We start from the raw sequence: 26373 nt of genomic DNA on the forward strand, positions 1-26373 counted from the left end.
AGCTCGTTAATATTTAGCGGGTAAAGACTGTCATGCCGCTGGAAATTTATTCTCTGCGGCGTGATAAATCTCCGGAGGGAATAATGCTTTTACAGGGTGTATCTGACCAGGATGACAATCATGAGGCGAATATCACCAGCTTATCAGATATCGCCTTAAACAAAATTCATGATGCAATATATTTGATAGACAGTCAGCTCTGTATCAAATATGTCAACGACAAGGCCTGCCAGTTGACAGGCTATTCGCGCGAAACATTTTCGCAAATCAGCTTTGACGTCATTGATAAGGAGCTGCGCGACAATGATGTTTTTGCCCTGTGGTGGAAACTCAGTACCCGCCCGGAAGGCATACAATTCACGTCACATCACACTGGTCGCCATCATGTTTTTCCCGTTGAGGTCAGTTGCAGCGGATATGAACAGGAGGGTGAATTACATATCTTATGCATTGTGCGCGACATGGATGAAATCCGTCGGCAAAAAGAGCAGCAGCAACTGCGGGAAAAACAGCTTCATCAGGTCGTGGAAAATTCTCCCGACCTCATTTTACGTTTTGATTTGCAGACCCGCTGCCTCTACGCCAACCTGGCGGTCCGCAGCGGGTTTAACCTTAGCGAAACCGACATCACCCGGCTGCCGCTGACCGAAAGCGTGCAGCGCGGGGGAATCGGGCTGAGCCTGTTTAAGCTGGTCTCACGCACCATGGTGGATGAAAAAGTGGCTGAAGATGAGCTGGTGGTCAGGCGTAAGGGAGAGAAACGCATCCTGCATGTGCGCTGCGTACCGGAATATGATTTGCACGGCGAGCTGATGAGTGTGCTGGCGGTCGGGCGCGATATTACCGCTATCCGCCAGACCGAAGAGGAGTTAAGGCTGCTGACGCATAATCTGGAGCGGGCGCGGGAAGCGGAAAAGAAACAGCTGGCGCGTGATATTCATGACGAGCTGGGCCAGCAGCTGACCGCGCTGCGCACGGGGTTATCGCTGCTGGCGATGCGTAAAGATCTCTCTGTCGATGCGCAGGAGGCGAAAATTCAGGCGCTGATGGCGCATCTGGACAGCACTATCCAGGTGGTGCGTGATGTCTCGACCCGCCTGCGTCCCAATGTTCTCAATCTGGGCCTGGTTCCTGCGCTGGAGTGGCTGCGGGATCAGTTTATAAAAAACAATGGCATCCGCTGCATTTTGCTGGCACCTGACGAACACACCGTGGTGCTGGATGAGGTGACGCTGACAGCGGCATTCCGCGTGGTTCAGGAATCTCTCACCAATATCGTCCGTCATGCCCAGGCCAGCAACGTCTATATCTTCGTTAAACTGACGCCGGATGCGCTGCTGATTGAAGTGGTCGATAACGGGAGAGGCTTTCATCTGCACCGTGTGAAGAAGGGAACGTGCGGGCTGCACGGGATCGAGGAGCGTGGACGCATGTTGAATGGAGAAGCGACCATCACCAGCACACCCGGTAAAGGCACCCGGGTTAAACTGAAGTTTCCTCTCTCCGGAAGTGTTAAATCAGCCCATCCTGTCCGAAAACCGGGAGTATTAACCGATGAGTAAATGCATACGTCTGATGATTGCCGACGATCATGCCATTATGCGCGAGGGCCTGAAGCAGATTTTTGCGCTGGATGACAACATCGAAGTGGCAGCCGAAGCCTCAGATAGCGGCCAGGTGCTGGAACGCCTGCGCCAGCACGAGGTCGATCTGCTGCTGCTGGATATTTCGATGCCGGGCATGAGCGGAGAAGATCTGATCACGCGCCTGATGCCTCTCTATCCTCAGCTGCGTATTCTGGTACTGAGCATGTACAACGAGCCACAGATTACCCGGCGGGTGTTAAACAATGGCGCGCTGGGCTATATCACGAAAGACAAGTCGCCGGATGTTTTACTGAAAGCGATCCGCACCGTGGCGCAGGGATCACGCTATATCGATCACGATCTGGCGCAGGAGATTATCTTTTCCGACTACCAGAGTAATAATCGTGCACCTCATGAGAGTCTGACGATGCGCGAGCGGCAGATTATGATCATGCTGGCCCACGGGGAGTCGATCAATGCGATCGCCGATGCGCTCTCCATCAGTAATAAAACCGTCAGCACCTACAAGTCACGCATGATGAAGCGGATGAAATTTACCAATAACGCCCACATCGTGAAATATTCCCTGCGCCATAACCTGGTGCAGTAAGGTCGTCAGCCACCGCCAGATGCGTTTCGGGCGGTGGCTGTCTGTCAAAGCGTGCCCGCTGCGTCTGGATCACCATGGTGCGCGCTGCACCGGCATTATGCGTCTCCCGCCTGCCATCCGCCTCTCTACCGCCTGTATGCGCCGCTTTTAACAGTTGGCGCATTAATTGCTTCTTTATCGTTACCGCATCCTGCCGGGCAGGAACAGGCACCGTAGCCTGGTAAGCGGCCTGTGGCGAGCAGCCACTCCACAACATCGATTTCAGGCGAAGAAGCCCTGCCGGCAATGCTGCCAGCGGGGCTTTTTTTTGGAGCAAATCTATGAGTAAGTTAAAAGCATGGTTTCAGGGGCCGCAGGATATTACCGAAGCAGAGGCCGTTGAGGATTACGCGGTGGGCCGTGTGCCAGCGCACTATCGCTGGCCCATTCCGGCCATTATTCTGGTGCTGCTGGGCAACTCTACCGCGATGTTCTGGTTCAGCCTCGGGGCAGACATGAGCTACCAGGTCGGCTGGCCAATGTTGCTGCTGCCGATCGGTTATATGGTGGTGTTCGCCACCCTGATTGGTTCGTGCATTATGAAGATGGCGAGTAAAGAGGGGCTCTCACTCAACCTGATGACGCGCGGGCTGGGGTTTGGCTATATGGGCTCCGCCTTCACCTCGCTGATTTACGCCGTCAACTTCATCTTCTATTTCCTGTTTGAAGGCACCATTGTGTCTCACGCCATCGCCAACTATGCGGGCGTGCCGGTCAACTCCCTGACCGGCATCGCTATCTTTGCGCTGATGGGGCTGGCCGCCATCTGGTTTGTCTGGAAGGGCATGTCATCCATGCAGTTCCTGCAAACCTGGGGCGTTCCCATTTTCATTGTGCTGTTTGGCTTCTGTATCTGGCAGTTAACGCACCACTATCCGGCGGTCAGCTTCAGCGGCTGGCAGCCGAAAGGAGAGGCGGACAGTAACGCCCTGTGGCTGGTGATGAATATGGCCAACGGGCAGATCGTTTTTCAGGGACTGATGGCCACTGACTACGGTCGTTTTGCCCGTCCGGGGATCACGCATAAAGGCACCGCAACGATCATGCTGGGAATGCTGATCCCGATTGTTGTCGTCATGCTGTTTGGTGCCTTTATGGCCTACACCCTGATGCCGCATATTCAGGGCGAGGATGTCTGGTCGCTGGCGCTCGATCCGGGCTTCGTCTTCCCGCTGATTATGGGGCTGACCGGTGTGTTATTTGCAGTGATTACCCAGATCCGCATCAACGTCCTGAATCTCTACTCAGGTTCGATTGCCCTGTCGAACACCATGGATATGGCGTTTAACTATCGCCCGGGACGTCAGTGGTGGATGCTGCTGGTCTGGTTGCTCGGCGTGCTGTTCTATATCTGCAATATCCTGCAGTATACCGGCACGTTCCTCTCCATTACCGGCATTCTCACCAACACCTGGGTCTTTATTATCCTTGCGGATTACTTTATCTGCCGCAAAGTGCTGCACCTTGCGCCTTCCGATTTCGTGGAGTATCGCAAAGCGTATCTGCGGATGTGGAATCCGTCCGGCGTCATTGCGTTGTGCGTCGCGGTGGCAACAGGCGCGGCAGGCGTGCTGGGCCTCTATCCGATGGTGTACGCCTCATTTATTGCCATGCTGGTTGGCCCTGTGCTGCATGTCGCTATCAGCGTGGCGACCCGCGGCAGCTACTACTTCAAAACCTTCCCGGAAGATATGCAAACCAGCTGGAAACCCTCTGATGCTTACCAGGGGCCAAAACCGGTGTTTAAACCCTTACTGAGCAAGGAGGCGGAATAATGCGCATCAACGTTGCAACCATTCAGTTTGAACCTACGCAGTTCAGAAAAGAGGAAAACGTCGCCCGGCTGCTGGCATTAGCCACTCAGGCGGCACGTGACGGCGCACGCTTAATCGTGATGCCGGAAATGGCCACTACCGGCTACTGCTGGCAGGATCGTGCGGAGGTCGCCCCCTACACAGAAACGGCGGATGGCCCCACCAGTCAGGCATTCGCTGCGATTGCGCGTGAGTTTAACTGCTTTCTGGTTTTTGGCATGCCGGAGCGGGACAGGGTAACCGACCTCTACTATAACAGCGCCATTCTGGTCGGCCCGCAGGGTGTGATTGGCGTCCACCGTAAAACACATCCCTATATTTCGGAACCGAAATGGGCGGCTAACGGTGATGGCGGGCATCAGGTCTTTCAGACTGAGATCGGCAATATTGCGCTGCTGGTCTGTATGGATATTCACTTCATTGAAACTGCCCGGCTGGCTGCGCTGGGGGGCGCACAGATTATCTGCCACATCAGTAACTGGCTGGCTGAACGCACTCCTGCGCCTTACTGGCTCACGCGCGCCTGGGAGAATGGCTGTGCGCTGATTGAAAGTAACCGCTGGGGATGGGAGCGGGGCGTGCAGTTCAGCGGCGGCAGCTGCATTGTGGATAGCCAGGGAAATGTGCTGGCCAGCTGCGACAGCGGCGATCGGATACTCAGCGCTGAGTTACCTCTTCCGGCGGAGAATCTACAGCTGAACAAGCGCCGGCCTGAGCTCTATCAGCGGCTGATGACCAATACTTTCCTCTGGAATCCGGCGGACTTTTTTGGCTTATATGGGCGTGATCCCCTGCCTGACGGCAAAGCGTCCCGTATTGCGGTGGCGCAGTTTCGCCCGCAAGACGAGGTGAATGCCAATCTGGCACAGATTCGGCACTGGGCCGGACAGGCAAAATCAGAGGGCGCGGAACTGCTGATCCTGCCGGAGCGCGCGCTGACCGGGGGTGACGGCAGCCATTGCGCGCTGTCGCGGGAGGATGCGCCTGTACAGGCGCTGATCGCGCTGGCGATGGAGCTGGATATCGCGCTGCTTGCAGGGTTCGCCGAGCGGGAAGGGGAGCAGTGCTACAACAGCGCGCTGCTGGCGAGCAGTGAGGGAGTCAACGCGTACTATCGCCAGATTCACCTCAGCGACCAGGATCGGCACTGGGCCTGCGCAGGGGATCAGTGGGTGACGTGCGATCTGCCCTGCGGGCGCGTCGGTATTCTGCTGGGTGAGGATCTGCTGGTGCCGGAAGCGGCCCGCATTCTGGCGCTGGAAGGCTGCGACATCATCGCCTGCCCGGCGCAGCTTCATTCACCTCTACCCATGGCGCACGCGGGCACGGCGATACCGCATGTCTGGCCGATCCCGCGCGGCGCCGATCCCTACCACTGGCTGCTGCCACGCGTTCGGGCGGGAGAGAATAACGTCTGGCTGGCTTTTGCCAACTGGCCCGCCGCCGCAGGCGAAAGCTTTGGCCTGAGCGGGATATACGGGCCGGATACCTTTGCCTTTCCACGCAGGGAAGCGAAAGCGACTGGTGCGAAGGGGCTGGCGCTGCTGGATATCTCCACGGGATCAGCCGGCGATCCTTACCCCGATCATGTGGTAAGGCGTAAAGACCTGGTGCTGATGCGTCAGCCGCATTTCTACACTGCGCTGATTGCTCAATCACCGAAATGAGCCACAGACGCGGCCTGCGGGCCGCGCTGATTCAGGAGCTATTATGACTGCCACTCAGCCGCTGCCTAAACCCGTTATTCCGGTCGGTATTCTCTATTCAGTGTCAGGCGATTATGCGGTGATAGGGCGCGAGATGCTCAACGGCATCCTGCTGGCGATTGAGGAGATAAACGCCAATCCCGCCCATCCGTTTACCCTGGCGCCCGTGATCCGCGATCCGCAGGGGTCGCTGGATCTCTATTACGACTATTGCCACGACTTACTCTATCGCCACGGGGTGCGTCATGTGATTGGCTGCTACACGTCTGCGGCGCGGAAGACCATTCTGCCGCTGATCGAAGGTGCCAACGCGCTGCTGTGGCATTCCGCACGCTATGAAGGGTTTGAGAGCAGCAATAGCGTGATTTACCTGGGGGCCAGCCCCAACCAGCATATCCTGCCGATGCTCAGCTGGCTGTTACAGCAGCAGGCGGCGGAGATCTATCACATTGGCTCTAACTATGTCTGGTCATGGGAGATGGATCGCCTGACCCGTGAAGCCGTCATCCCCGCGGGCGGCAGCGTATTGCAGAGTAAATTACTGCCGATGGGGGACGAAAACGTGGAGGCGTTAATCGCGGATATTATCGCCTGCCGCCCGAAAGTCCTCCTGAATACCATGGTCGGCAAAAGCGCCTACAGCTTTTATCGCGCCTGGCACCAGGCCTGCCAGCAGCAGCCGTGGCTAAACGAGGTGCTGAAGCTCAGCCTGACGCTGTGTGAACCGGAAGTGCAGTTAATTGGCGCAGAGGCGTTAGAGGGATATCTGGTTTCTGCCAGCTGGTTTCAGTCGATTGACAGCGCCGCCAACCACCGTTTTCTGAGCAGCTATCATCAGCGCTTTGGTGAGCAGGTTTCGCCGTCAGTGGACAGCGAGAGTGCCTGGCTCGCCGGACATTTGCTGGCGAGAGCCATTGCACGCCACGGCAATGCGGATGTGGACGGTGTGCGTAATGCGGTATTGCAGGATGAGATGGATTCGCCCGCCGGACGGATCCGCCTCGACGCCGACAATAATCACTGCTGGCTGACGCCGCATCTGGCGCGATGTCACAACGGCAGGCTGGAGAGTTTCTGGCAGGCGGAAGCTGCGGTGAAACCCGATCCCTGGCTGGCCAGGGTGGATCTCGCGAGCCTCATGCCGCGCAGAGGTGACGAATGAGCCGAAAAAACGTACAGATGCGCGGATTAAAAGTGTGTGTGATCGGCTGTTCCGACCGTGATAACCACCATCTGACGCAGCAGTTCAGCCGCATAGGCATTGAGGGGCTGTTCTGTACGGTGTTTCCGGACGAGAGCCAGCTGGCTGACCAGCAGTTACTGGTGTTCGACGGGGATAACTCCACGCTGTTTCACCCCACGAACCCGCTCCCCTGGCCTGCGCTGCCAAAGGTAGCGCTTACCGCCATTGAAACGCCCTCGCGCTTGCAGTGGATTGCTGAACAGAAGATCGACAGCTATATGCGTAAACCGGTGCGCTTTGATGGTGTGATGACCGCTTTTACCCTGGCGCTCAACCATGCCGCGCACATCAGCCAGCTCGACGCACAGCTCCGGCGGCAGGAGGAGCGACTTCGGGCGCGTAAGTTTCTCTTCTCCGCACAGCTGCGGGTAATGAATGCGCTGGGGCTGGATGAGGATGATGCCTACAGCCTGCTGCGCCGCGCCTCAATGGCGCAACACATGACCATTGAAAATCTCAGCTGTGCGCTGCTGAACGACACGGAGGCCTGGCTCAGCCGGCTGAAATCACTGCTGGTAGAATAGGGGGCTTTTTTTGCGAGGGTGGAGGACAGGGGTATGGAGGTATTTCGGGCTGCGTTGTTACGGGAGAGAGCAGGAGGGTGTGCAATGAAAAATCCACGCGGTTGCGTGGATTTAAGGAGTCTGTCAGATTTCATGGGCTTGATAAAGCTCCATGAAAAAAACAGCTTTTAATCAAACGCTGAACGGTGACTCTCACTTCATTCTATTGATTTTTATAATTTTTTAATATTGTATTTTATGTGTGCTCATTATGGAGTTGGCTTAATTCCGGAAGAGAATTTCATAGGTCTGACTCCAATTATCGGCACCATTCAAGCCCCTCTCATAATCTGCTCAGGTTCACTCAAACCCTCTTGTAGACTGCATCTTCCAGCTCTCGACTGTATTCTGACGTCTACTAATACGCCTCAAAATTACATGCATACAGGGTTACAGTGGAAGATATATGCTGTTCGGTCTTATGGAGATAACCAATCAGAGACATAAGGAACAGGAGGAAAAGCGTGCTCAAAAAGTTAACATCACCAGCGTATGAATTTGATACACAAACTTGCTGGGTGGTTTGTTCAGGTCACCGGAGCATGAAATGCCTTTTGCACGGTTCGCGGTAGGTGAGATCATTTCCCGTTAGCAGAGTCAGTTCTGACAGCAAATAGATAAGGATAATTGCCGCCAGTTCTGCATTCATGTAACAGCTAGTCGTATGTTTAAGCAGAACTAATTCAACTTCATTCTGATGAGAATGACCCACAAGCATTCACATGCCTTCAAAAATTCTGTTTGAAAATCATGCTTACGCATTAATTATTTTCATCTAGAACAATAAATTAATTTTGACTGCATTATGGCTTGAAGCCTTGCGATTTAGACGTATTATTTTGAGATTAATCCACTTGCCCAATCTTCATTGCCGCTTGTTAGTGTGCGTGAGGAATGATTTTAAGGTTATATCTCATGGAGTTATTGATATTTTTGGCGGCGATTTTTGTCATTTACTTGTTGTATTTTAGGAAGAAAAAAAGAAAGTCTCCAAAGCCTTATGCTTTAAGCTTCATGAAAGCACCACCAAAAGAATGGCTTACTGACATCAAGAAAAAAGAGGCGGTTGTGCGAAACGATAGTAGTGAAGACGATAACCTTGCAACTTTTACATTGAGCGGTGGCCGGGGTGTTGAAGTTCGGGTGACAACCAATCATTACCGGAACACCTCAAAGTCAGCAGGTGCACCAGCTCGATGGGTCCTTCCTGGTGAAATGATAACTGTAGCTGGTGTAACAATCACTGGTGGTCACATTTACGTGGGACAATGTATGAAGCCCTCCGGTCAGGATTCAGGCGGCTATTATGACGATGGAAGTGAGGCATCCTTAATTGATGACACATGTAAGATAAAACCTACTTCTTATCTTTACGAGGACAGTTCATTAGGATACTGGCCCAGTTTTTCCTCTCTTTCCCCAGAAGCACGCGGTGCGTATATCAGTTGGCTCGCCAGCGATAGGTCTGATCCATCGTGTCCTATCGGCTATGTTTTTATCTACCTCTACGGTCTGGAAAGAAAAGCGTTCGTAGATTCCACTAACTCAAAATTCCCTGATGCTGAGTTCCGTAATCTGTTCAATGAAGTCGCTCGGTTAAGATCGGTATTCATTGAGAATCGCTCATTCCGTGGATATTCGGCCCAATTACTCGAAGCCATGTCTATTCTGCGCCCGAACATGGGCTTAGCCACAGATCTCGATATTGAATCAGGTTTCAGTAATGGCATGCAATTTAAGCTAGCTCTGGCTAAAACTGTACATGAAGGCGTTCCTGTATCAGCTGAACTGGCGTTGGCTTGGGTGATAAACCATACCGAATATGCGCTGCGTACCCCTGCTCGCCGGTGTGCCAAAGAGTTTGCTGCGCTTTTCAAACGGCGTTACACCCTCAAATATGGTGAAGGGATGGTCGTTAAGGCGAATAAAACACGCCTGCGGTTAGATTACACACCTGCAAGCCCCAGTTTGCGAGGCGTTCGTCTTCCTGTTCCCGACTTACCTGACCCAAGTGCATTGAAGGGCCCGGTTCAGAAAATTATTGCCCTTGCCGACATATGTACAGATGAGCTCGATGCATATAGTCGCTATCTTGGCAGGAAAGGTACGTCAGTCAATGATACGGCTGCAATTATGTTGCTCCCTTCAGAGATCGTTAATGAAAGCGCAGAAAAAATATTAAGCTCATTCAAACGCTGGGCTGATGAGGCGATCCTCGTCAAGGAGGGGTTAGTCTCAGTTGCTGACTTTTGGGCACATATGAATGCCACTTGCCCCAATAAGATCAATAAAAAAGAGGCCGATTTGATGCAGGCCTTTGCTCTGAAGATGGGTTACGGTCTGGCACCTGACCCGTATTATCACCATGTGAAGGCCGATGTTGATGGGACACTTGTTCTATTCCCTGCCGCCGAAGCTGGACGCTTCTCACCTTCTCCTGAATTTATCTCAGCAGTAATGACGCTCAGATTAGGGGCGATGGTCGCCTTGATTGACGATTCTCTTGATCAAGCCGAGCAGAAAGTGCTTGAGAATGCTATCAACAACAATACTGGCTTCACCGATGATGAAAAACGCTCTCTACATGCGTATTTAACGTGGCAACTTCATACCCCAGCCAATATGACAGGAATGAAAAGCAGGATTGAGTTGATGGGGGCCGCGGAAAAAACTGCTGTGGGTAAAGTTATCGTTAGTGTTGCCTGTTCGGATGGGACAATAGCGCCTTCCGAAATCAAACAGCTTGAGAAAATTTATTCAAGTTTGGGGCTGGATCCCTCATCTGTCTCGAGCAATATCCATCAGCATTCAGCAACTGAACATGACCTTGTCTCGTCTGTACCAACTGATCAGCCAGCAGCAGGGTTCACACTGGATGCTAATGTACTTGCCCGCCACGAATCTGCCACGGATGATGTTCGTAAATTGCTGAAGACAATTTTCACCGACGAAGAACCGGAAGAGCCAGAAAGCGCTCCAGTTTCATTAGCGGAGGCGGTGGGCCTTGATTCCGCACATAGTCAGCTTTATCGCAGTTTGCTGGAGAAAGAACAGTGGTCCCGAAAAGAGGCGACAGAATTGTGCGGAAATTTGAATCTGATGCTCGGCGGTGCACTTGAGGTGATCAATGACTGGTCCTATGCGGTGGTTGATGCTCCGGTGCTGGACGATGCCGATGATGATATCTGGGTTGACCTGGAAATTGCCAAAGAATTAGAGGGATAGTGAATGTCTGTAACACGTATAAGAGTGAAAGAACGCGACGCTATTATTCAGTCACTTAAGTCAGGTGTAACGCCAAGGATAGGTATTCAGCATATCCAGGTTGGCCGTGTGAATGAGATCACCGCTCTCCATCAGGATATTGAGAGGATTGCTGACGGTGGTGCAAGCTTCAGACTTATCATCGGTGAATATGGTTCCGGTAAAACATTCTTTCTGAGTGTTGTGCGCTCTATTGCGTTAGAGAAGAAGCTGGTGTCAGTCAGTGCTGACCTTTCTCCTGACAGACGTATTCACTCATCGGGAGGTCAGGCTCGTAACCTCTATTCAGAGCTTATGAAAAACATGTCCACCAGAAACAAGCCGGATGGTAATGCGTTACTTAGCGTTGTTGAAAGGTTCGTTACGGAGGCAAGGAAGGAAGCTGACACGGACGGCTCCGAGGTTTCATCAGTTATTCATAAACGCCTGGCAGCTCTGTCAGATATGGTGGGTGGATATGACTTTGCGAAGGTCATTGATGCATTCTGGCGCGGGCATGAACAGGATAACGAAACGCTAAAATCCAATGCTATTCGCTGGTTGCGGGGAGAGTACACCACCAAAACTGATGCCCGTAACGATCTCGACGTTCGGACTATTATCTCAGACGCATCATTCTATGATTCTTTGAAGCTGATGAGCCTTTTTGTCCGCCAGGCAGGCTATGCCGGTCTTTTGGTCAGCCTCGACGAAATGGTGAACCTCTTTAAGCTGAATAATACGCAAGCAAGAACAGCGAACTACGAACAGATTTTGCGGATCCTGAATGACTGCCTGCAAGGCTCAGCCGAGAACATTGGTTTTATCCTCGGGGGTACGCCAGAGTTTCTTTTCGATCCGCGTAAAGGTCTTTACAGCTATGAGGCGCTCCAGTCGCGTCTGGCGGAAAACCGGTTCGCGCAAAAAGCAGGAGTGATCGACTACTCATCCCCCACTTTGCATCTTGCCAGCCTCACCCCTGAGGAACTGTATATTTTGCTGAGAAATCTCCGTCATGTTTATGCAGGTGGAGATCCAGAGAATTATCTGGTACCAGATGAGGCACTGACTGGATTCCTGCGTCACTGTAGTAAAACCATTGGAGACGCTTACTTCCGTACCCCCCGTAATACCATAAAAGGTTTCCTGGACATGCTTGCCGTGCTGGAACAAAACAGAACGATGAACTGGCAAACACTAATCGAGGGTGTAGCGATTGAAGAGGACCGGCCCAGCGATATGGATGACGCCACTACGGAGGAAAGCGATGACGACGACGGACTGGCGAACTTCAAACTATGAGCAGTGCCTACGATAGCCTCGATCCCCGCGTCCGTAAGTGGGTTTACAAGCAGGGGTGGTCTACATTAAGGCCCTTGCAGGAGAGTTCTATCCCGGCAATTTTAGCCCGTGATCGAGACGTGCTAATCAGTGCAGGTACAGCAGCGGGTAAAACAGAGGCTTTCTTTCTTCCTGCCTGTTCGGCAGTTGCAGATCTCACGAATGGATTTGGCATCGTCTATATCAGTCCGTTGAAGGCATTGATTAACGATCAATACCGTCGTCTTGAGAGCCTTGGAGATGCATTGGAAATGCCAGTGACTCCCTGGCACGGGGACGTACCACAAAGCAAAAAGAAGAAGGCTCGGACAAACCCTGCTGGCATTTTACTGATTACACCTGAGTCACTTGAGTCTTTGCTCATAAATTCAATGGGCTGGCTCAAACAGGCTTTTTCTTCAGTCGCATACATCGTTATTGATGAGTTTCATGCTTTTATTGGCTCAGAGCGTGGTGTACAGCTGCTTTCTCTGCTCAATAGAATTGACCATGTGCTAGATCGCCAGGTAAATCCAATTCCCCGCGTTGCGTTGAGTGCCACGCTGGGAGAACTGGAGAAAGTGCCCGAAATGTTGCGCCCTGACAAACGACTCCCCTGCGTAACTGTTACAGATAGTAATAGCACGGCCACTCTTCAGGTACAGGTCAAAGGGTACCTGGAACGAGTGCTCCAAAAAGAGGAAGAACTTCAGAGTTCAGCTGAACATGAGGTTTGCGCTGACATTTTTAGACTTTGCCGTGGCGATTCTCATTTGGTCTTTGCAAACAGCCGAAAGCGCACTGAAAGCATTGCGGCAACGCTGAGCGACATGTGTGAGGAACAAATTGTTCCGAATGAATTTTTCCCGCACCATGGTTCCCTTGCCAGGGAATTACGTGAGGCGCTTGAATCTCGTCTTCAGAAAGGAAATTTGCCCACAACAGCTGTTTGTACAATGACGCTCGAGTTGGGCATTGATATCGGTAAGGTTAAGTCAGTTATCCAAGTTACGCCTCCGCATTCTGTTTCCAGTCTGCGTCAGCGTATGGGACGTTCTGGGCGACGCGATTCCCCATCAGTGCTAAGAATGCTAATTACAGAAAATGAGCTCACTGTGACTAGCAGTATCGTTGACCACCTACGGCTGCAGTTGGTCCAGTCGATGGCAATGATCAGATTGATGATCTCTGAACAATGGTTTGAACCTGCCGATTCCCGGCAGATGCATTACTCTACGCTGCTACACCAGATTCTTGCAATTACCGCACAATGGGGTGGAGTTCGTGCCGACCAGCTCTGGTCACAACTATGCCAGACAGGGCCGTTCAGAAATGTAGATTTAAACGATTTCAAAAGCCTGCTTAAACATATGGGAGCATGTGGCCTACTCACTCAACTTGCTAGCGGCGAAATGGTTGTTGGGGCAGAGGGGGAGATACTGACTAACCATTACACTTTTTATGCCGTGTTCAATACACCAGAAGAGTTCCGCATTGTCACCGGAAACAGAACCCTTGGAACAGTGCCTGTGGACTCCCCACTGCTACCAGACCAACACATCATCTTCGGTGGGCGGCGCTGGAAAGTGACAGAGATCGAGACAGAGAAAAAAGTTATCTATGTAGAGGCGACCAAAGGCGGCCAGCCACCACAATTTAGTGGGGGAGGAATGTCTGTTCATGACACCGTTCGTCAGGAAATGCTTGCTATCTATAGGGAGGGTGATTACCGCATAGCAATAGGTAGCAAGAAAGTAGATTATGCCGATACGGCCGCCAGAAACCTATTTGCGGAAGGCTGTAGTAACTTTCAGCGCTATAACCTAAAAAATGAGTATTTTATTACGAGTGGGCAACACTGTTACGTAATTCCCTGGATGGGGGATAAAGTTGTCAATACGGTCACAGCCTTGCTCGTACGTTGTGGTTTTATAGCTAATTCATTTGCTGGAGTTATAGAAATTGATGGCTCAAGTGTCGCTTATGTTCAACAGGCACTTAAAGGTATGCTGCTGTCAGGCTTGCCTTCAGCGTTTGATCTTGCTGTAAATGTTCCAGAAAAGTACTTAGATAAATATGACGAATATTTACCAGAGTCTCTGCTTGCGAAAGGATTTGGGGAAAAAGCGTATGATATTGAAGGCACTCGTATTTGGTTGAGTCTGCACCTTTAGTAAACTGGCTATGTAATAGGGGGTGCAGTTCCTGGTAGATTGAGGTGACATGCTCCCCGTTGATTAATCGCCTTTGGCTAAAATAATCTACTCTAAAAACTCCAGCTTCTGCCACATGACGGCCGGTCTCTTACTGAGGTAAATTGAAGACTATTAGCGAGGAGGCCCTCAACAATGAGGGCCTCCTCGGAGATTGTCAGGATGATTGCGCCAATTGCCGATGCAGGACCTGCAGACTAGTTCCCGCTCCAGCCCATGCAGTAGCCGAGCCGACCACATACAAGTTTTGCTTGGCGCGTGAGACGGCTACATTGATTATATTTGGCGGGCTTGCCGCCCACTGACGCGCCCTTTGCTGACTCGCTTTCGGCGCACCCAGCAACAGGATGACCGTGTCCGCTTCTCGACCCTGGAACGTGTGGATCGTGCCTATACGATCAGGGCACCACTCATCCAACTTCACGCCGAACGCCCGCAGCAGATTAGTTTCACTTTCGAGACGCCGACGCATGTTCTGCTCTACGATCTTGAATGGTGTAATGATAAATACGTCCGGATTTGTAATGCCCGATGCTGCCAGTTCTTTGAGCATTCGTACAACCGCTTCGCCCTCGTCGGGGCACCACTTTGTCTCAGCATTGCCATTGATATCCACCCAGCGAGATCTTCCTAATGCCGAGCCAATAGATCCTGGTCTTTTAGGCCCGACAGCATGGACCATCTGCCCGGCATAGGCGATGGAGTTAGAAACATCGAACATGGGGTTCTGGCAACGCCTGTGAACGAGCAGTGGCAGGCCGACTTCTCGATCACCTACATCCATGACAAAGGTGGATTTGAAGCGCGATGCCTGATCAGCAAGTGTCTGTGTAGATGCTGCGGGGGCAGACCATTCGTTCTGGTCAATGTCAAAGAACTTGCAGATTTCGGCGTTCAGCTTTTCAGGAAGTGAAACTACAGGTGGGATTTGCAACGGGTCACCTACCACGATGGAGCGCTTTGCCCGCATGATAGCTCCCACTGCTGCCTGAGGAACGGCCTGGCCCGCTTCATCTATCAGAAGCCAGCCTATGCTCTCTGGTGGCAGATCCCCGAACATCGTACGAACAGAGGCGAATGTCGTGGACACGGTCGGCACGACCATGAAAAGGCTCGACCAAAGGTCGGGGAGAAGTTCACGGTGAGCAGAAGACTGAAAGGCACCAGCTACCATGCCCGACATCAATAGTCCAAGATTGTGTTGCAAGCGGCTGGCCGAAGCATCGATGAACGTTTTATGCACAGTCAGGGCAGCGGCGAAAAGATCCTCCCGTAGGCGATGAACCTCATCGGGAAGCCATGGCGCAGTCAGGTGGATCGCCTCGTGATCACGCTCGAAGAATCTCTCATCAACGACCCTGTCTCCCATGCGGTTTCGTGCCTGTTCCTCGGTCGCCTTCAATTTCGAAACAGCCTGATATTTTCTGGAAATTTCCTGGTCGAGTTGCTGTAACTGGGCCTCAGTATTGCTCCATTTAGTCCTTGCAAGCTCCAGGGCTCCGTCTGTCTCCTGCGCCCGTAAGACTGATTGCTGCAAGGTCGCCGAGAGCTTCTGAAGAGTTGATCTCCACGACTTCCAAGCCGCAGTCGCGAACAAGCGGGAGAAGAAACCTGGACGGCAAGCAAGATGACTGTCGAGCATGATCTTGTCCTGCTCGATCTGCGATTTTGTCTTCTCATGCTCTCGTTGGCAGGATTCAGCAATCTGGTGTGCCTCTTCAACGGCTTCATTCAGACTCGGCCGACGCTGTTCAACCCTTTGAAGTTCGGTGGTCGCTTCCTTTAGTGCCAGGATATCCCGTCGCATCTCTTCGATACTGGCGATTTCGGCCTCTACCGTCTCCTTAAGTTTAAGGAAAACGGTTCGCGCTTTCCGCCAGGCCGCTAAAGCGTCCGCTTCGTTGGTGCTGGGCCGCTCATTGACAACCACGCTGGGCATCACACGATCAATGATTTCGCCAGTTCGTTCGTCCTTGATCTCACGCATGACATTTATGCCGCGAGCTGCTTTCAGGTAGGTAAGGAAACCACCGTCTTCATTCCACCAGAAACCTTGCTGGAACGCGCCTCGGTTGCTGCTTTTGCCGAGAGCAGCGGCGATCAGCCCCCAGGTTTCGACAGGGTCGGAGGGGATGTCCCCCTCGGCCTCGGCCTCGGCTTCGAAATAGCCTACGCGTTTGGGGTTCGCAATCAGGTCGCTGATGGACCGAAAATAGGCGATCTGTTCATGGCGACCATTGGCCTCCTTGAGAGGAAGCTCTTTACTGACGTTCTCGACCGCTTTGTTATTGGAGGACGCTACAACAATCTCATGGCCCCTCAAGGATGCATGTAGCTTGTAGAAGTGCAGGAAGGCATTGGAGCCGAATGCCAGCTTCTCGCCTGAGGTGGAAAATGCATCCTGCGGTTTGTTGAAGCCGCACATCGCCGTGGCCCGATCGAGAATGCACCCAACGACAATATCCCGCAGAAGAGTGGTCTTTCCGGTACCCGGTGGTCCGTTGACACCGATGATGCCTGAAGCCTTATTCAGCTCAGCTCGCGCCGCATTCACGGCAGCCTGCTGAAGCAATACCAATGGATGGCCGCCTTTCGAAGGCCAACGAGCCTGCGGCATGAGCGACGGTGCGACGAAAGGCTCAACTGCGGAAATGGGCGATAGCACGTCGATTTTCTGGTCAGGCCTGCCAATTCCCATGTAGCGGTGCAAACCGGTTCCGGCTTTGCCCGTCTCGAGCAATTTGGTTGCTTCACCGAGATCTTCAAGATAGAAGGAATTGAGTAACGAAGGTTCAGGCGGCGCTTTGGCCTTGAAATGATGAAACACCTTAATCGCGAATGTGGGTGGCTCAACCAAATGCTCGGGTACACCGAACTGAGACACAAGCCATCTATAAGCGTTAAGAACGACATCCAAATCGAGCGGTATGGGTTCTCCATCTTCGTTGTGGCGGCGAACTCTTCGATCCAGATGCTCAATAATGCGTGGCTCAACATTCGGCCAATTCCCTAAGCTCCCAAGCTTCAGATCGAGAGCCGGCTTGAGTGCCCAGGCAAAACTGGAAACAGCAACGCCCTTGTCCTCAAGCACATAGCCTTCTTTGTCGATCAGGATCGAACCAATGGCCGCTTTCTTACCGTCCGGGCGTGAACGCTCCTCATCCTCGCCAAAAACCTTGACCAGCTCGTCCGTCGCCTTATCGAGAGCGATGGAGCCGAGGACGACCTCGAAATAAAGCTTATAACTGGGCTTGCTGCGGGCATTTGGTCCCCATGGAACACCTCGCTCCAATAGAGCAACCTTGGATCGATCGCCGGTTGCCATATCCTCTGGGCGTTTATAACTTTGAGGCGACAGTGCTTCGAGGGCTGTCCATGCTGCCAGTATTGCTCGCGCATCATTCGCCTTATCTGACGGAGAGAATGAGGGGAGTGGACCTGGATCGATTTGGTCTTTGTCATATTGCTGTCGCATGGCAGCGTCTGGGATAGTCTTTGGTTGCAGTTGCTCTACATCTGCAGTCGCATTGTGGGGCATAGCTTGAAAAGATTGTGTGGGCGTCGAATCGGGATGACGTGTTGATGGGCTGGAAGCCGACGTGGCGACCACACTGCGGTCGTTAATTACAATTAGAGCTTGCTCGATTTTAGACGTCAGCGTCCGCGCCCTGGCAGTGTTGCGAAAGGTCAGTTCGCTCAACAGCTGTTCAAGTTCACTAACATTGTTGCGGGACTGTTCGAAGATTGCTTCCAGATCGAAGATAGATTTTTGCGCATACTGCCGTGTATTCATTTCTTTCTGCGGCTCCATATCCCTTCAGTTAAGAGATATTATGCTAATTAGCTTGATTTCTAAAACTATTAACTTTCGCTCATGAGGTAGATCCAGATTTCGGTGGCATGCTCAACTGGCTGCTTACGTGAGAAGACGCACTCTGTGCAAATCAATATAATGCAGGTTGTTGGTATGACTTGATGGTTGAGGGATAGCCAAAGGCTATTACCTGTGAACGTGAGGTACAGTAATAAGTTTTTGGCATCTAGATAGATTTTTATTCGCGTGTCTATGAGCACATTGACTTCGTCTCTACGCATTAATGATATGCGACATATTGCCCAAGCCCCCATACTTTTTGATCTCTTGTTAGCAAGTGGATTTCCTTATTCCCATTAGCTAAACTGTGCGGCTGGATTCCTCCCAGCGACTACGCGCAGAGCGAACCATGATCCGCAGAAAAAAACCATTTAATACACTTTCCCGCCGTCAGCGTCGCGCCCGTACACAACACGTTAAGAATCTGATCTACCGCGAGCGTCAGCGCTGCGGAGGACTGCATTATGATGATTGCGATTCTGAAAATGCCGAGGCCATTGCTGCAGGTTGGGTGTGGACCTGGAGCGATGTTTTATTCCTGGGTAATTCTCCAGATCTGTACTGGAATGCGGAGATCATTACCATTGACGTAGCGCGTGCGGATATTGCGGAAAATCTGGTATTTGAAGAAGCTCATGCAATGTTGAACCAAAGCCAGCAGGAAGATGAAGCCCGCATGGATACAACGTCAAACTTTAATACTAATGGGAAGGTGATTAGCCATACGGTGATAGAACGTACGCGCGTTTCTTACCCTCAGTTCGATGGATTAACCTATTTCGAGTACATTGATAAACGCTTGGCCGAAGTCATGCGCGACAATCCGCCTATAGTTACTCATGGCTACCGCATTCAATCTGGCTATCGTAGCGGCATTGGTTTGCAAATCATCGTGGAAGAGCCTGTGCTCACTCGCGAGATTATCGACAGTGCGATCCACTCATTTTTGGCTGGGGAAATGCCCCTGGTCCCCCAGGTTGACAAAATTATGAAGCAAACTCTTTTTAAGCAACCTGGCAATAAAAGCTGAAATGCACCCGATGAAATCTATGGCGGGCGAATGAACGTGTGAACATGAATTCGTCCCAGTAGCAGGCTCGGATGCCACAGGAATGAGTTCAGATATCAAGGCTGATACCTGATGCTTTTGAACGCTACTTAAGCCCTTTTTTATTGCAATTTATCTGTACTCCTTGCAGATATGGCGGATCGAATGGGAAAAGTTTTAAGTCGACGTCCAGACTTATATTGGCGATCCGCGGTCACTCCAGGAAGAATTTGACACCATTCGTGCGACTCAACTTGGGTTCATCCTGGTATGCGTGCAGCCAGTGATAAGCAGCAATGAAATCGATGCTCATCTCGCAGATTTCGTGTCATTTAGTATCTCTTACGCGATGCAAAACGGTGCAACAAAAGCTCGTTAGTTAATGAGTAAATACTAATCCTGGCAAAGGCGGAAAATCAGACAGATTATTTATCGGTTCAGTATCCGCTTATGGCACGGAACGGACAAGTTAACTGGGCTGAAGGTCTGCTTTGAGCCGGGAGTTCAATTGACGGATAGAACACACTTATTGAATCGCTCTGCGAGTCAATGGAAGAAAATCGTACTCATGCCTGTTCTCATTTTTGACTGCGCTTTATGAGATGGGTTGAGACATTATGAAAAGAAAAATCCACGCAACCGCGTGGATTTTATGAAGTTTTCAAGCCTACATACGATTCATTGATATCGCATGAGAAAACAGAAGCGAATCAGACGTTAAACAGGAAGTTCATCACATCGCCATCTTTCACGATGTACTCTTTCCCTTCTGAACGCATCTTTCCGGCTTCTTTCGCACCCTGTTCACCCTTGCAGGCGATAAAGTCATCAAATGCGATGGTCTGCGCGCGGATAAAGCCTTTTTCGAAGTCGGTGTGAATTTTACCGGCGGCCTGAGGAGCGGTTGCGCCCACCGGGATAGTCCAGGCACGCACTTCTTTCACGCCTGCGGTGAAATAGGTCTGCAGGTTCAGCAGGGCGTAACCGGCGCGGATCACGCGGTTCAGGCCCGGCTCTTCCAGTCCCAGCTCCGCCATGAACTCGTCACGCTCTTCATCTTCCAGCTCGGCGATATCAGATTCCACTGCGGCACACACCGGTACCACCACTGAACCTTCCGCTGCTGCGATAGCGCGAACCTGATCCAGATAAGGGTTGTTCTCAAAACCGTCTTCATTAACGTTAGCAATGTACATGGTCGGTTTCAGGGTCAGGAAGCTCAGATAGCGAATCGCCGCTTTCTCATCGGCATCCAGATTCAGAGAGCGCAGCATGCCCGCTTCAGAAAGGTGCGGCAGGCATTTTTCCAGCGCAGCCAGCTCGGCTTTCGCATCTTTGTCGCCGCCTTTGGCTTTCTTCTGCACGCGCTGAATCGCACGCTCACAGGTATCAAGGTCAGAAAGTGCCAGCTCGGTGTTAATCACGTCGATATCTTCCGCCGGGTTAACTTTACCCGCGACGTGGATGATGTTGTCATTTTCAAAGCAGCGCACAACGTGACCGATCGCCTCGGTTTCACGGATGTTGGTCAGGAACTGGTTACCCAGGCCTTCACCCTTAGACGCGCCTTTTACCAGACCTGCGATATCGACGAATTCCATGGTAGTCGGCACCACGCGCTGCGGCTTAACAATCTCAGAGAGCTGGTCGAGACGCAGGTCAGGCATGGGCACCACGCCCGTGTTAGGCTCAATGGTGCAGAAGGGGAAGTTAGCCGCTTCGATACCCGCTTTGGTCAGCGCGTTAAACAGAGTGGATTTACCGACGTTCGGCAGGCCCACGATACCGCATTTGAATCCCATGGTTTGATACCCTTTATAACTGGATGGACAGTGCGCCCGATGGCGAGCTGTCGGAGAAGAATTGAAAAATTCCGCGCATTATACACGGAATCGCGACGATTCGGGCGTTTAAGCAGGTTTGAAGGCGTGCAGCCGGTTCATGGCTTTGATGCGATCCTCTTTCAGCCACAGCTCAGTGCAGCGCGCCGCCTCATCAATCGCCTCATCAATCAGCTTCTGCTCGCTGACGGGCGGTTTACCCAGTACAAATCCGGTCACCTTATTGCGATCGCCGGGATGACCGATACCGATGCGCAGGCGGTGGAAATTGTTGTTGTTGCCCAGTTTGCTGATGATGTCTTTCAGACCGTTATGGCCGCCGTGGCCGCCACCCTGCTTAAATTTCGCGACGCCGGGCGGTAAATCGAGTTCATCATGCGCCACCAGAATCTCTTCAGGCGCGATGCGATAAAAGGTCGCCATCGCCGCCACCGCTTTACCGCTCAGGTTCATAAAGGTGGTCGGCACCAGCAGGCGGACATCCTCTCCGGCTATCGCCAGACGGGCGGTGTAGCCATAGAATTTGCCTTCCTCTTTCAAAGACTGATTGTGGCGTTCCGCCAGTAAATCCAGATACCAGGCACCCGCATTATGGCGCGTGGCGGCATATTCAGCGCCAGGATTGGCCAGTCCCACAATCAGTTTAATGCTGCTCACAATGATTATCCTGCTGTTATCGCGAAAGGGCGTTAGTTTACTTCGCGACAGGCGAGATGACAAAGCAGAAGCAGTCAAATGGTTCATCAGCGTGATTAATCATTTTCTATCGGAGTCAACAGTCTGCAATCAGGACCAGGCGAAGCTTTATGGTTGATGTGTGATCCAGCCCGCATCGCGGGGCTGAGCCATTGCCTAAACTTATGACACTTAACATTGTGTGCGGTTATTGGCTCTTATGGATGGAGGTGCATTATGAAACATCATCACTGCCGTGTAGCGGGTAACACGCTAATGGTACTGGGATTAGTTACCATGGTTCTGGGCGTGGGTTTCTCTATTATGAACCAGCTGCCCGCGCTCGATCTGCCTCAGTCTCTGGCGCAGGGCGCTATCTTCAGCATCTTTATTGGTGCGCTGCTCTGGCTGGTGGGCGCCCGGGTCAGTGGCCGGGAAAAGATTGAAGATCGTTATTACTGGGTGCGTCATTATGACCAGCGCTGCCGCCGGTCACATAACTCACACCACTAAATAATGGCAGCAGGCAGCGGATGCTGCGCGGTGCGGTTCCGGCCGCTGGCCTTGGCGTGGTAGAGCGCCGCATCCGCCTGCACCAGTAACGCTTCAAAACCCTGCTGATGATGTGTGGCCGTAGCAAAGCCAATGCTGACCGAATAGGCAATCGCATTATGTTGTGATGCACAGACCGCCAGCCGGATTGTCTCACACCACGCTTCTGTCTCCTGTGCCGTCGCCGGAATGATGGCCGCAAATTCCTCTCCGCCCAGTCGCGCAAAACGTCCCCCCGCCGGAATCAGTGCGCTCACCACCTCGCAAAAGTGGATCAGAATCTGGTCGCCCTGCTGATGCCCGTAGCGATCGTTGATGCTTTTGAAATGGTCCAGGTCAAACAGGATGGCGCTGAAGGGCCGGTTCTGGCGATGGCATCGCGCCGCAATGTTCTCTGCTTCACTGAACAGGGCACGGCGGTTCCAGACGCGGGTCAGCGGGTCGTGCAGGGAAGCATGTTTCAGGGTCTGCTGCATCCGTTCATTTACCATGGCCAGAATGGTGAAGGTGAGGCCAATAACAAACAGAATCGACTCCAGGATAACGTAAACCGAGAAAGCCGACCCGCCAATCGCGCCTGGCAGCCCGCTGGCAACGGCGCTATCCAGAAACAGCCGGGCCAGATGAAACAGCAGATGGATCCAGAGCAGCAGCTGAGCCGGCCAGAAGGTGGCTTTCAGCGTCTCTTGTGCCAGCCAGACCAGCTGGATCAGGGCGGCGGTATAGGCGACGCAGGCAAGACAGAGCACCACTACCCGTTTCGGCAGGCTGTCGTAAAACGCCGGGAAACAGCAGAGCAGCGCCCAGAGCAGGGCACCCAGCAGCCAGTGGCTGCCGATGGGTTTGCCACAGAAGCGGCGAAAGGCATTCAGCAACCCGCCATAGGCCAGCATCACCAGCACGTTCCCGACGGCCACCGGCAGAAAATGGAAGCCGCTGCTGCGCAGGCTGCTTAAAAAGACCGCCACCAGCGTCAGGACCAGCGACAGCAGGGTAAAGCCCAGCACGCGATCGTACTGCGATCCGATTCAGGCAAAAATCATGATCAGGCTTAAAAAGCCCAGCACATAGAGCTCGCAAATAAACAGGGTATAGATATCGAGAGTCATGATGGCCGGGTTCTGATGAGAAATGGGCAGCAAAGTACCATTTAACGGCAGCGGGCAGAAGCGGGAAACGAGGCCATTGATGAAAAGAGTGCGTGGCGTTGCAAACCGGGGCGAACGGGAAAATTTATCGCGCTAATCTCAGAAAAAGAAGAGAGTTAAGCGGGCAGGAACGGGCATAAAAAAACCGGGCACAGGGCCCGGTTTCCGCGAAGATTAATGCTCGAACATCGCCGAGATGGACTCTTCGTTACTGATGCGGCGAATGGCTTCAGCCAGCATGCCTGAGAGGGTCAGTGTGCGCACGTTCGGCAGCGCCCTGATCTCTTCAGAGAGAGGGATGGTGTCACAGACAATCACCTGATCGAGCACCGATTTACGCAGGTTTTCAACCGCGTTGCCGGAGAAGATTGGGTGGGTTGCATAAGCAAACACGCGTTTGGCACCACGCTCTTTCAGCGCTTCAGCCGCTTTGCACAGCGTGCCGCCGGTGTCGATCATGTCGTCGACCAGCACGCAGTCGCGGCCAGCAACGTCACCAATAATATGCATCACCTGAGAGACGTTCGCGCGCGGGCGACGTTTATCGATGATAGCCATATCGGTGTCGTTCAGCAGTTTAGCGATAGCACGGGCACGTACTACGCCACCAATATCGGGAGAAACAACAATCGGGTTTTCCAGTCCGATCTGCATCATATCTTCCAGCAGGATCGGGCTGCCAAATACGTTATCAACCGGGACGTCGAAGAAGCCCTGGATCTGCTCGGCGTGCAGGTCAACCGTCAGAACACGGTCAACACCGACGCTGGAAAGGAAGTCAGCCACAACTTTAGCGGTGATCGGCACACGCGCAGAGCGCACGCGGCGATCCTGACGGGCATAGCCAAAGTAGGGGATGACTGCGGTAATACGACCAGCAGAAGCACGACGCAGCGCGTCGACCATCACAACCAGTTCCATCAGATTATCGTTGGTGGGGGCACAGGTGGACTGGATGATGAAAATATCACCACCGCGTACATTTTCGTTGATCTGTACGCTCACTTCACCATCGCTGAAACGTCCGACAGCGGCGTCTCCCAGACTGGTGTAAAGGCGGTTGGCAATACGTTGTGCTAGTTCCGGGGTGGCGTTACCAGCAAATAGCTTCATATCAGGCACGAGAAGAACCTCAGGCTTTGCGTCCAGAGAATGAACGACATGACCGTAACCGGCGTGCACGGTCATGGGCGTTCACACGGGTGTGTTGATGCAAAAGGTGCAGTGTCCGGAACGTGGTGACACTGTCACGCTTTTGCTAATCGCCTCGCAGGGTACGCTGTAGCGGCGACACGTTAACGCCCCGGGCTACAAATCCGCGCACCCCATTCGGGGCAAGCTCCAGCACCTGGCGGGCAGCAGACTCGGTGTCAAATTCAGCAAACACACAAGCGCCCGTGCCAGTCAGGCGTGACGGCGCGTATTCTAGCAGCCAGGAAACAAGCTCATCAACCTCGCGAAAACGTTTTCTTACCACTGCTTCACAATCGTTGGCGAAGGGGGAGGCTAAAAGTGTCGATAAACTGCGCGCTGGGGTGTCACGCGTCAGGTCGGGATCGCCGAACACCACCGGCGTGCTGATATGCACGCCAGGGTGCGCAACCAGGTACCATTTTTCAGCCGGGTCGGCAGGCTGAAGCTCTTCGCCCACGCCCTGCGCAAACGCCGCGAAGCCGTGAACAAACACCGGGACATCGGCCCCGAGCGTCACACCCATCGCCGCCAGTTCTTCTGTCGAAAAGCCGGTCTGCCACAGATGATTCAGCGCCACCAGCACGGTAGCGGCATCAGACGAGCCGCCGCCGATGCCGCCCCCCATGGGCAGTCTCTTCTCGATAGCAATCTGCGCACCCGCGCTGGCAGAGAGGCGATTGCTCTGCAGCGCCGTCTGTTTCAGCAGGTTCGCGGCGCGCACAATCAGGTTGTCCTCGTCTGCCACACCCGCCAGCGGCGTCAGCAGCTGAATGCGACCGCTCTGGTCAGCGTGAATCTGCAGCTCGTCACCGTAATCGAGAAACTGAAACAGCGTCTGCAGGTTGTGGTAGCCGTCGGGACGACGGCCGGTAATGTAGAGAAAAAGATTCAGTTTTGCCGGGGCGGGCCAGTGGGTGATCATTGAACGGTCCAGCTGTCCATGCGCAGTTTAATCCGCTGGTCACCCTCTTTCAGCTCCAGGCTGGAAGGAAGTGGCGGAGTCACTTTGCTGTCGTAACCGGCGATGGAGACCTGCCAGGTCTGACCGTCGCGGCTGTAGTTCAGGCTGCGCAGCTGATAGCTCTCGTTGAGCTGATAGTCGCTGGCATCGCCTGGCAGACCCATCATCCACTGACGCAGGTTAGCCAGCGGGATGTCCATGCCGGTTAACTGGGAAATCATCTTCTGTGCATCGTTGCTGACGTAACGCTTGCCCTTGTTATCGACAATCTGCACGACCGAGCCCTGCGCATCCAGCTGCAGCTCGGTGCTGCCCAGCGGATTGGTCAGCAGCAGGCGATAGCGATCAGGCGCGGTCTGCTGCCAGTTGAAGCGGGCATACACTTTCTGTTTGTCGGAGAGGTAGGCAAAGGCGCCGCGGGTCTGATAGTGCGTGACCTTTGAGACCGCCTGCTGATGCTGTTGCCACTGCGGCGCGGTGACGCTGGGGCCCGGACCCTGCGGTTTGTTGACGCTACAGGCCGCCAGCAGCACGCTGGCAAGGGGCAAAAGGCGCAACAGATTGCGTGGTGAAGTAAGCATCAAGTGGTCATCTCCTCGGACACATTTATTATTGGCAACGGATAACGCTAACCGTCACGGTTTTAACCGTCAATGCTGTTATGCAGCAAATTGCGTATGATCGGGTTAATCTTATTACAGTCATAGCCTTTGTATGGCTTTTCTTGATCTGTCGCATCTTGT

The 26373-nt window shown here is 52.9% G+C and carries 17 protein-coding genes and 2 pseudogenes; 12 read left to right on the forward strand and 7 right to left on the reverse strand.

The features are described from left to right. Positions 1–83 precede the first annotated feature (83 nt). The 10 genes and pseudogenes from AC6I7A_RS07930 to AC6I7A_RS07975 all read left to right on the forward strand — a co-directional run. Positions 84–428, forward strand: a pseudogene (locus AC6I7A_RS07930) (PAS domain S-box protein); the annotation flags it as partial. A gap of 33 nt (positions 429–461) precedes the next feature. Then, complete coding sequence (locus AC6I7A_RS07935; RefSeq protein ID WP_230200821.1) at positions 462–1562, forward strand: PAS domain-containing sensor histidine kinase; 1101 nt, start codon at positions 462–464, stop codon at positions 1560–1562. After that, positions 1555–2196 carry a response regulator gene (locus AC6I7A_RS07940; protein WP_058956608.1) on the forward strand — a complete coding sequence of 214 codons (642 nt, stop codon included), beginning with the start codon at positions 1555–1557 and terminating at the stop codon, positions 2194–2196. The genes AC6I7A_RS07935 and AC6I7A_RS07940 overlap by 8 nt, the downstream gene beginning before the upstream one ends. A gap of 320 nt (positions 2197–2516) precedes the next feature. Then, the gene (locus tag AC6I7A_RS07945) at positions 2517–4010 is read left to right on the forward strand and encodes a purine-cytosine permease family protein (protein ID WP_009090700.1); all 1494 of its coding nucleotides are present in this window, start codon (positions 2517–2519) and stop codon (positions 4008–4010) included. Continuing rightward, the gene (locus tag AC6I7A_RS07950; RefSeq protein WP_058956607.1) at positions 4010–5716 is read left to right on the forward strand and encodes a nitrilase-related carbon-nitrogen hydrolase; all 1707 of its coding nucleotides are present in this window, start codon (positions 4010–4012) and stop codon (positions 5714–5716) included. The genes AC6I7A_RS07945 and AC6I7A_RS07950 overlap by 1 nt, the downstream gene beginning before the upstream one ends. A 43-nt stretch (positions 5717–5759) precedes the next feature. Then, positions 5760–6917, forward strand: a complete 1158-nt coding sequence (locus AC6I7A_RS07955) for a transporter substrate-binding domain-containing protein (RefSeq protein WP_058956606.1) — start codon at positions 5760–5762, stop codon at positions 6915–6917. Next, positions 6914–7522 (forward strand): ANTAR domain-containing response regulator, encoded by a 609-nt coding sequence (locus AC6I7A_RS07960; RefSeq protein ID WP_058956605.1) that lies wholly within the window; start codon positions 6914–6916, stop codon positions 7520–7522. Before AC6I7A_RS07955 ends, AC6I7A_RS07960 begins: the two co-directional genes overlap by 4 nt. Before the next feature lie 954 nt (positions 7523–8476). Further along, complete coding sequence (locus AC6I7A_RS07965; RefSeq protein WP_058956604.1) at positions 8477–10786, forward strand: tellurite resistance TerB family protein; 2310 nt, start codon at positions 8477–8479, stop codon at positions 10784–10786. A gap of 3 nt (positions 10787–10789) precedes the next feature. Then, positions 10790–12106 carry an ATP-binding protein gene (locus AC6I7A_RS07970; protein WP_058956603.1) on the forward strand — a complete coding sequence of 439 codons (1317 nt, stop codon included), beginning with the start codon at positions 10790–10792 and terminating at the stop codon, positions 12104–12106. Continuing rightward, positions 12103–14298 carry a DEAD/DEAH box helicase gene (locus AC6I7A_RS07975; RefSeq protein ID WP_058956602.1) on the forward strand — a complete coding sequence of 732 codons (2196 nt, stop codon included), beginning with the start codon at positions 12103–12105 and terminating at the stop codon, positions 14296–14298. Before AC6I7A_RS07970 ends, AC6I7A_RS07975 begins: the two co-directional genes overlap by 4 nt. A gap of 196 nt (positions 14299–14494) precedes the next feature. Here the strand turns inward: AC6I7A_RS07975 and AC6I7A_RS07980 are convergent, their stop codons facing one another. Further along, positions 14495–18130, reverse strand: a complete 3636-nt coding sequence (locus AC6I7A_RS07980) for an AAA domain-containing protein (protein WP_058956648.1) — start codon at positions 18128–18130, stop codon at positions 14495–14497. A 430-nt stretch (positions 18131–18560) separates the two neighbouring features. Between AC6I7A_RS07980 and AC6I7A_RS07985 the strand changes: the two genes are divergently transcribed. Further along, positions 18561–19241: a hypothetical protein gene (locus AC6I7A_RS07985; protein ID WP_058956600.1), complete on the forward strand. Its 681-nt coding sequence runs from the start codon at positions 18561–18563 to the stop codon at positions 19239–19241. Positions 19242–19969: 728 nt separating this feature from the next. Here AC6I7A_RS07985 and ychF read toward each other — a convergent pair. Continuing rightward, positions 19970–21061, reverse strand: a complete 1092-nt coding sequence (ychF, locus tag AC6I7A_RS07990; RefSeq protein ID WP_046101684.1) for a redox-regulated ATPase YchF — start codon at positions 21059–21061, stop codon at positions 19970–19972. 108 nt (positions 21062–21169) lie between these two features. Next, positions 21170–21757: an aminoacyl-tRNA hydrolase gene (gene pth, locus AC6I7A_RS07995; protein ID WP_009090644.1), complete on the reverse strand. Its 588-nt coding sequence runs from the start codon at positions 21755–21757 to the stop codon at positions 21170–21172. A gap of 255 nt (positions 21758–22012) precedes the next feature. On the opposite strand from pth, the gene ychH reads away from it, so the two are divergent. After that, entirely contained in the window at positions 22013–22288 is a 276-nt protein-coding gene (gene ychH, locus AC6I7A_RS08000; RefSeq protein WP_009090642.1) for a stress-induced protein YchH, read from the forward strand. Here the strand turns inward: ychH and AC6I7A_RS08005 are convergent. From AC6I7A_RS08005 to lolB, 4 genes and pseudogenes are all read right to left on the reverse strand, one after another. Next, a pseudogene (locus AC6I7A_RS08005) lies at positions 22285–23436 on the reverse strand (GGDEF domain-containing protein). The gene ychH and the pseudogene AC6I7A_RS08005 sit on opposite strands and share 4 nt — an antisense overlap. A gap of 213 nt (positions 23437–23649) precedes the next feature. Continuing rightward, the gene (gene prs, locus AC6I7A_RS08010) at positions 23650–24597 is read right to left on the reverse strand and encodes a ribose-phosphate diphosphokinase (protein WP_009090638.1); all 948 of its coding nucleotides are present in this window, start codon (positions 24595–24597) and stop codon (positions 23650–23652) included. 136 nt (positions 24598–24733) lie between these two features. Next, a complete protein-coding gene (gene ispE / locus AC6I7A_RS08015; protein ID WP_058956599.1) occupies positions 24734–25591 on the reverse strand; it encodes a 4-(cytidine 5'-diphospho)-2-C-methyl-D-erythritol kinase in 858 nt (285 codons plus the stop codon). After that, positions 25588–26211, reverse strand: coding sequence for a lipoprotein insertase outer membrane protein LolB (gene lolB, locus AC6I7A_RS08020; protein WP_009090634.1), 624 nt, complete (start codon positions 26209–26211; stop codon positions 25588–25590). Before lolB ends, ispE begins: the two co-directional genes overlap by 4 nt. Positions 26212–26373: the final 162 nt, after the last annotated feature.

It is taken from the genome of Type-F symbiont of Plautia stali, assembly GCF_059731105.1.

Excerpts from the sequence above, each read along its gene's own strand:
- AC6I7A_RS07970 (WP_058956603.1), top strand. The coding sequence starts at position 10,790 with ATGTCTGTAACACGTATAAGAGTGAAAGAACGCGACGCTATTATTCAG.
- ychF (WP_046101684.1), bottom strand. The coding sequence starts at position 21,061 with ATGGGATTCAAATGCGGTATCGTGGGCCTGCCGAACGTCGGTAAATCC.
- AC6I7A_RS07950 (WP_058956607.1), top strand. The coding sequence starts at position 4,010 with ATGCGCATCAACGTTGCAACCATTCAGTTTGAACCTACGCAGTTCAGA.
- AC6I7A_RS07975 (WP_058956602.1), top strand. The coding sequence starts at position 12,103 with ATGAGCAGTGCCTACGATAGCCTCGATCCCCGCGTCCGTAAGTGGGTT.
- AC6I7A_RS07965 (WP_058956604.1), top strand. The coding sequence starts at position 8,477 with ATGGAGTTATTGATATTTTTGGCGGCGATTTTTGTCATTTACTTGTTG.
- AC6I7A_RS07960 (WP_058956605.1), top strand. The coding sequence starts at position 6,914 with ATGAGCCGAAAAAACGTACAGATGCGCGGATTAAAAGTGTGTGTGATC.
- ispE (WP_058956599.1), bottom strand. The coding sequence starts at position 25,591 with ATGATCACCCACTGGCCCGCCCCGGCAAAACTGAATCTTTTTCTCTAC.
- AC6I7A_RS07945 (WP_009090700.1), top strand. The coding sequence starts at position 2,517 with ATGAGTAAGTTAAAAGCATGGTTTCAGGGGCCGCAGGATATTACCGAA.
- AC6I7A_RS07985 (WP_058956600.1), top strand. The coding sequence starts at position 18,561 with ATGATCCGCAGAAAAAAACCATTTAATACACTTTCCCGCCGTCAGCGT.
- AC6I7A_RS07955 (WP_058956606.1), top strand. The coding sequence starts at position 5,760 with ATGACTGCCACTCAGCCGCTGCCTAAACCCGTTATTCCGGTCGGTATT.
- AC6I7A_RS07980 (WP_058956648.1), bottom strand. The coding sequence starts at position 18,130 with ATGAATACACGGCAGTATGCGCAAAAATCTATCTTCGATCTGGAAGCA.
- lolB (WP_009090634.1), bottom strand. The coding sequence starts at position 26,211 with ATGCTTACTTCACCACGCAATCTGTTGCGCCTTTTGCCCCTTGCCAGC.
- ychH (WP_009090642.1), top strand. The coding sequence starts at position 22,013 with ATGAAACATCATCACTGCCGTGTAGCGGGTAACACGCTAATGGTACTG.
- AC6I7A_RS07935 (WP_230200821.1), top strand. The coding sequence starts at position 462 with ATGGATGAAATCCGTCGGCAAAAAGAGCAGCAGCAACTGCGGGAAAAA.
- AC6I7A_RS07940 (WP_058956608.1), top strand. The coding sequence starts at position 1,555 with ATGAGTAAATGCATACGTCTGATGATTGCCGACGATCATGCCATTATG.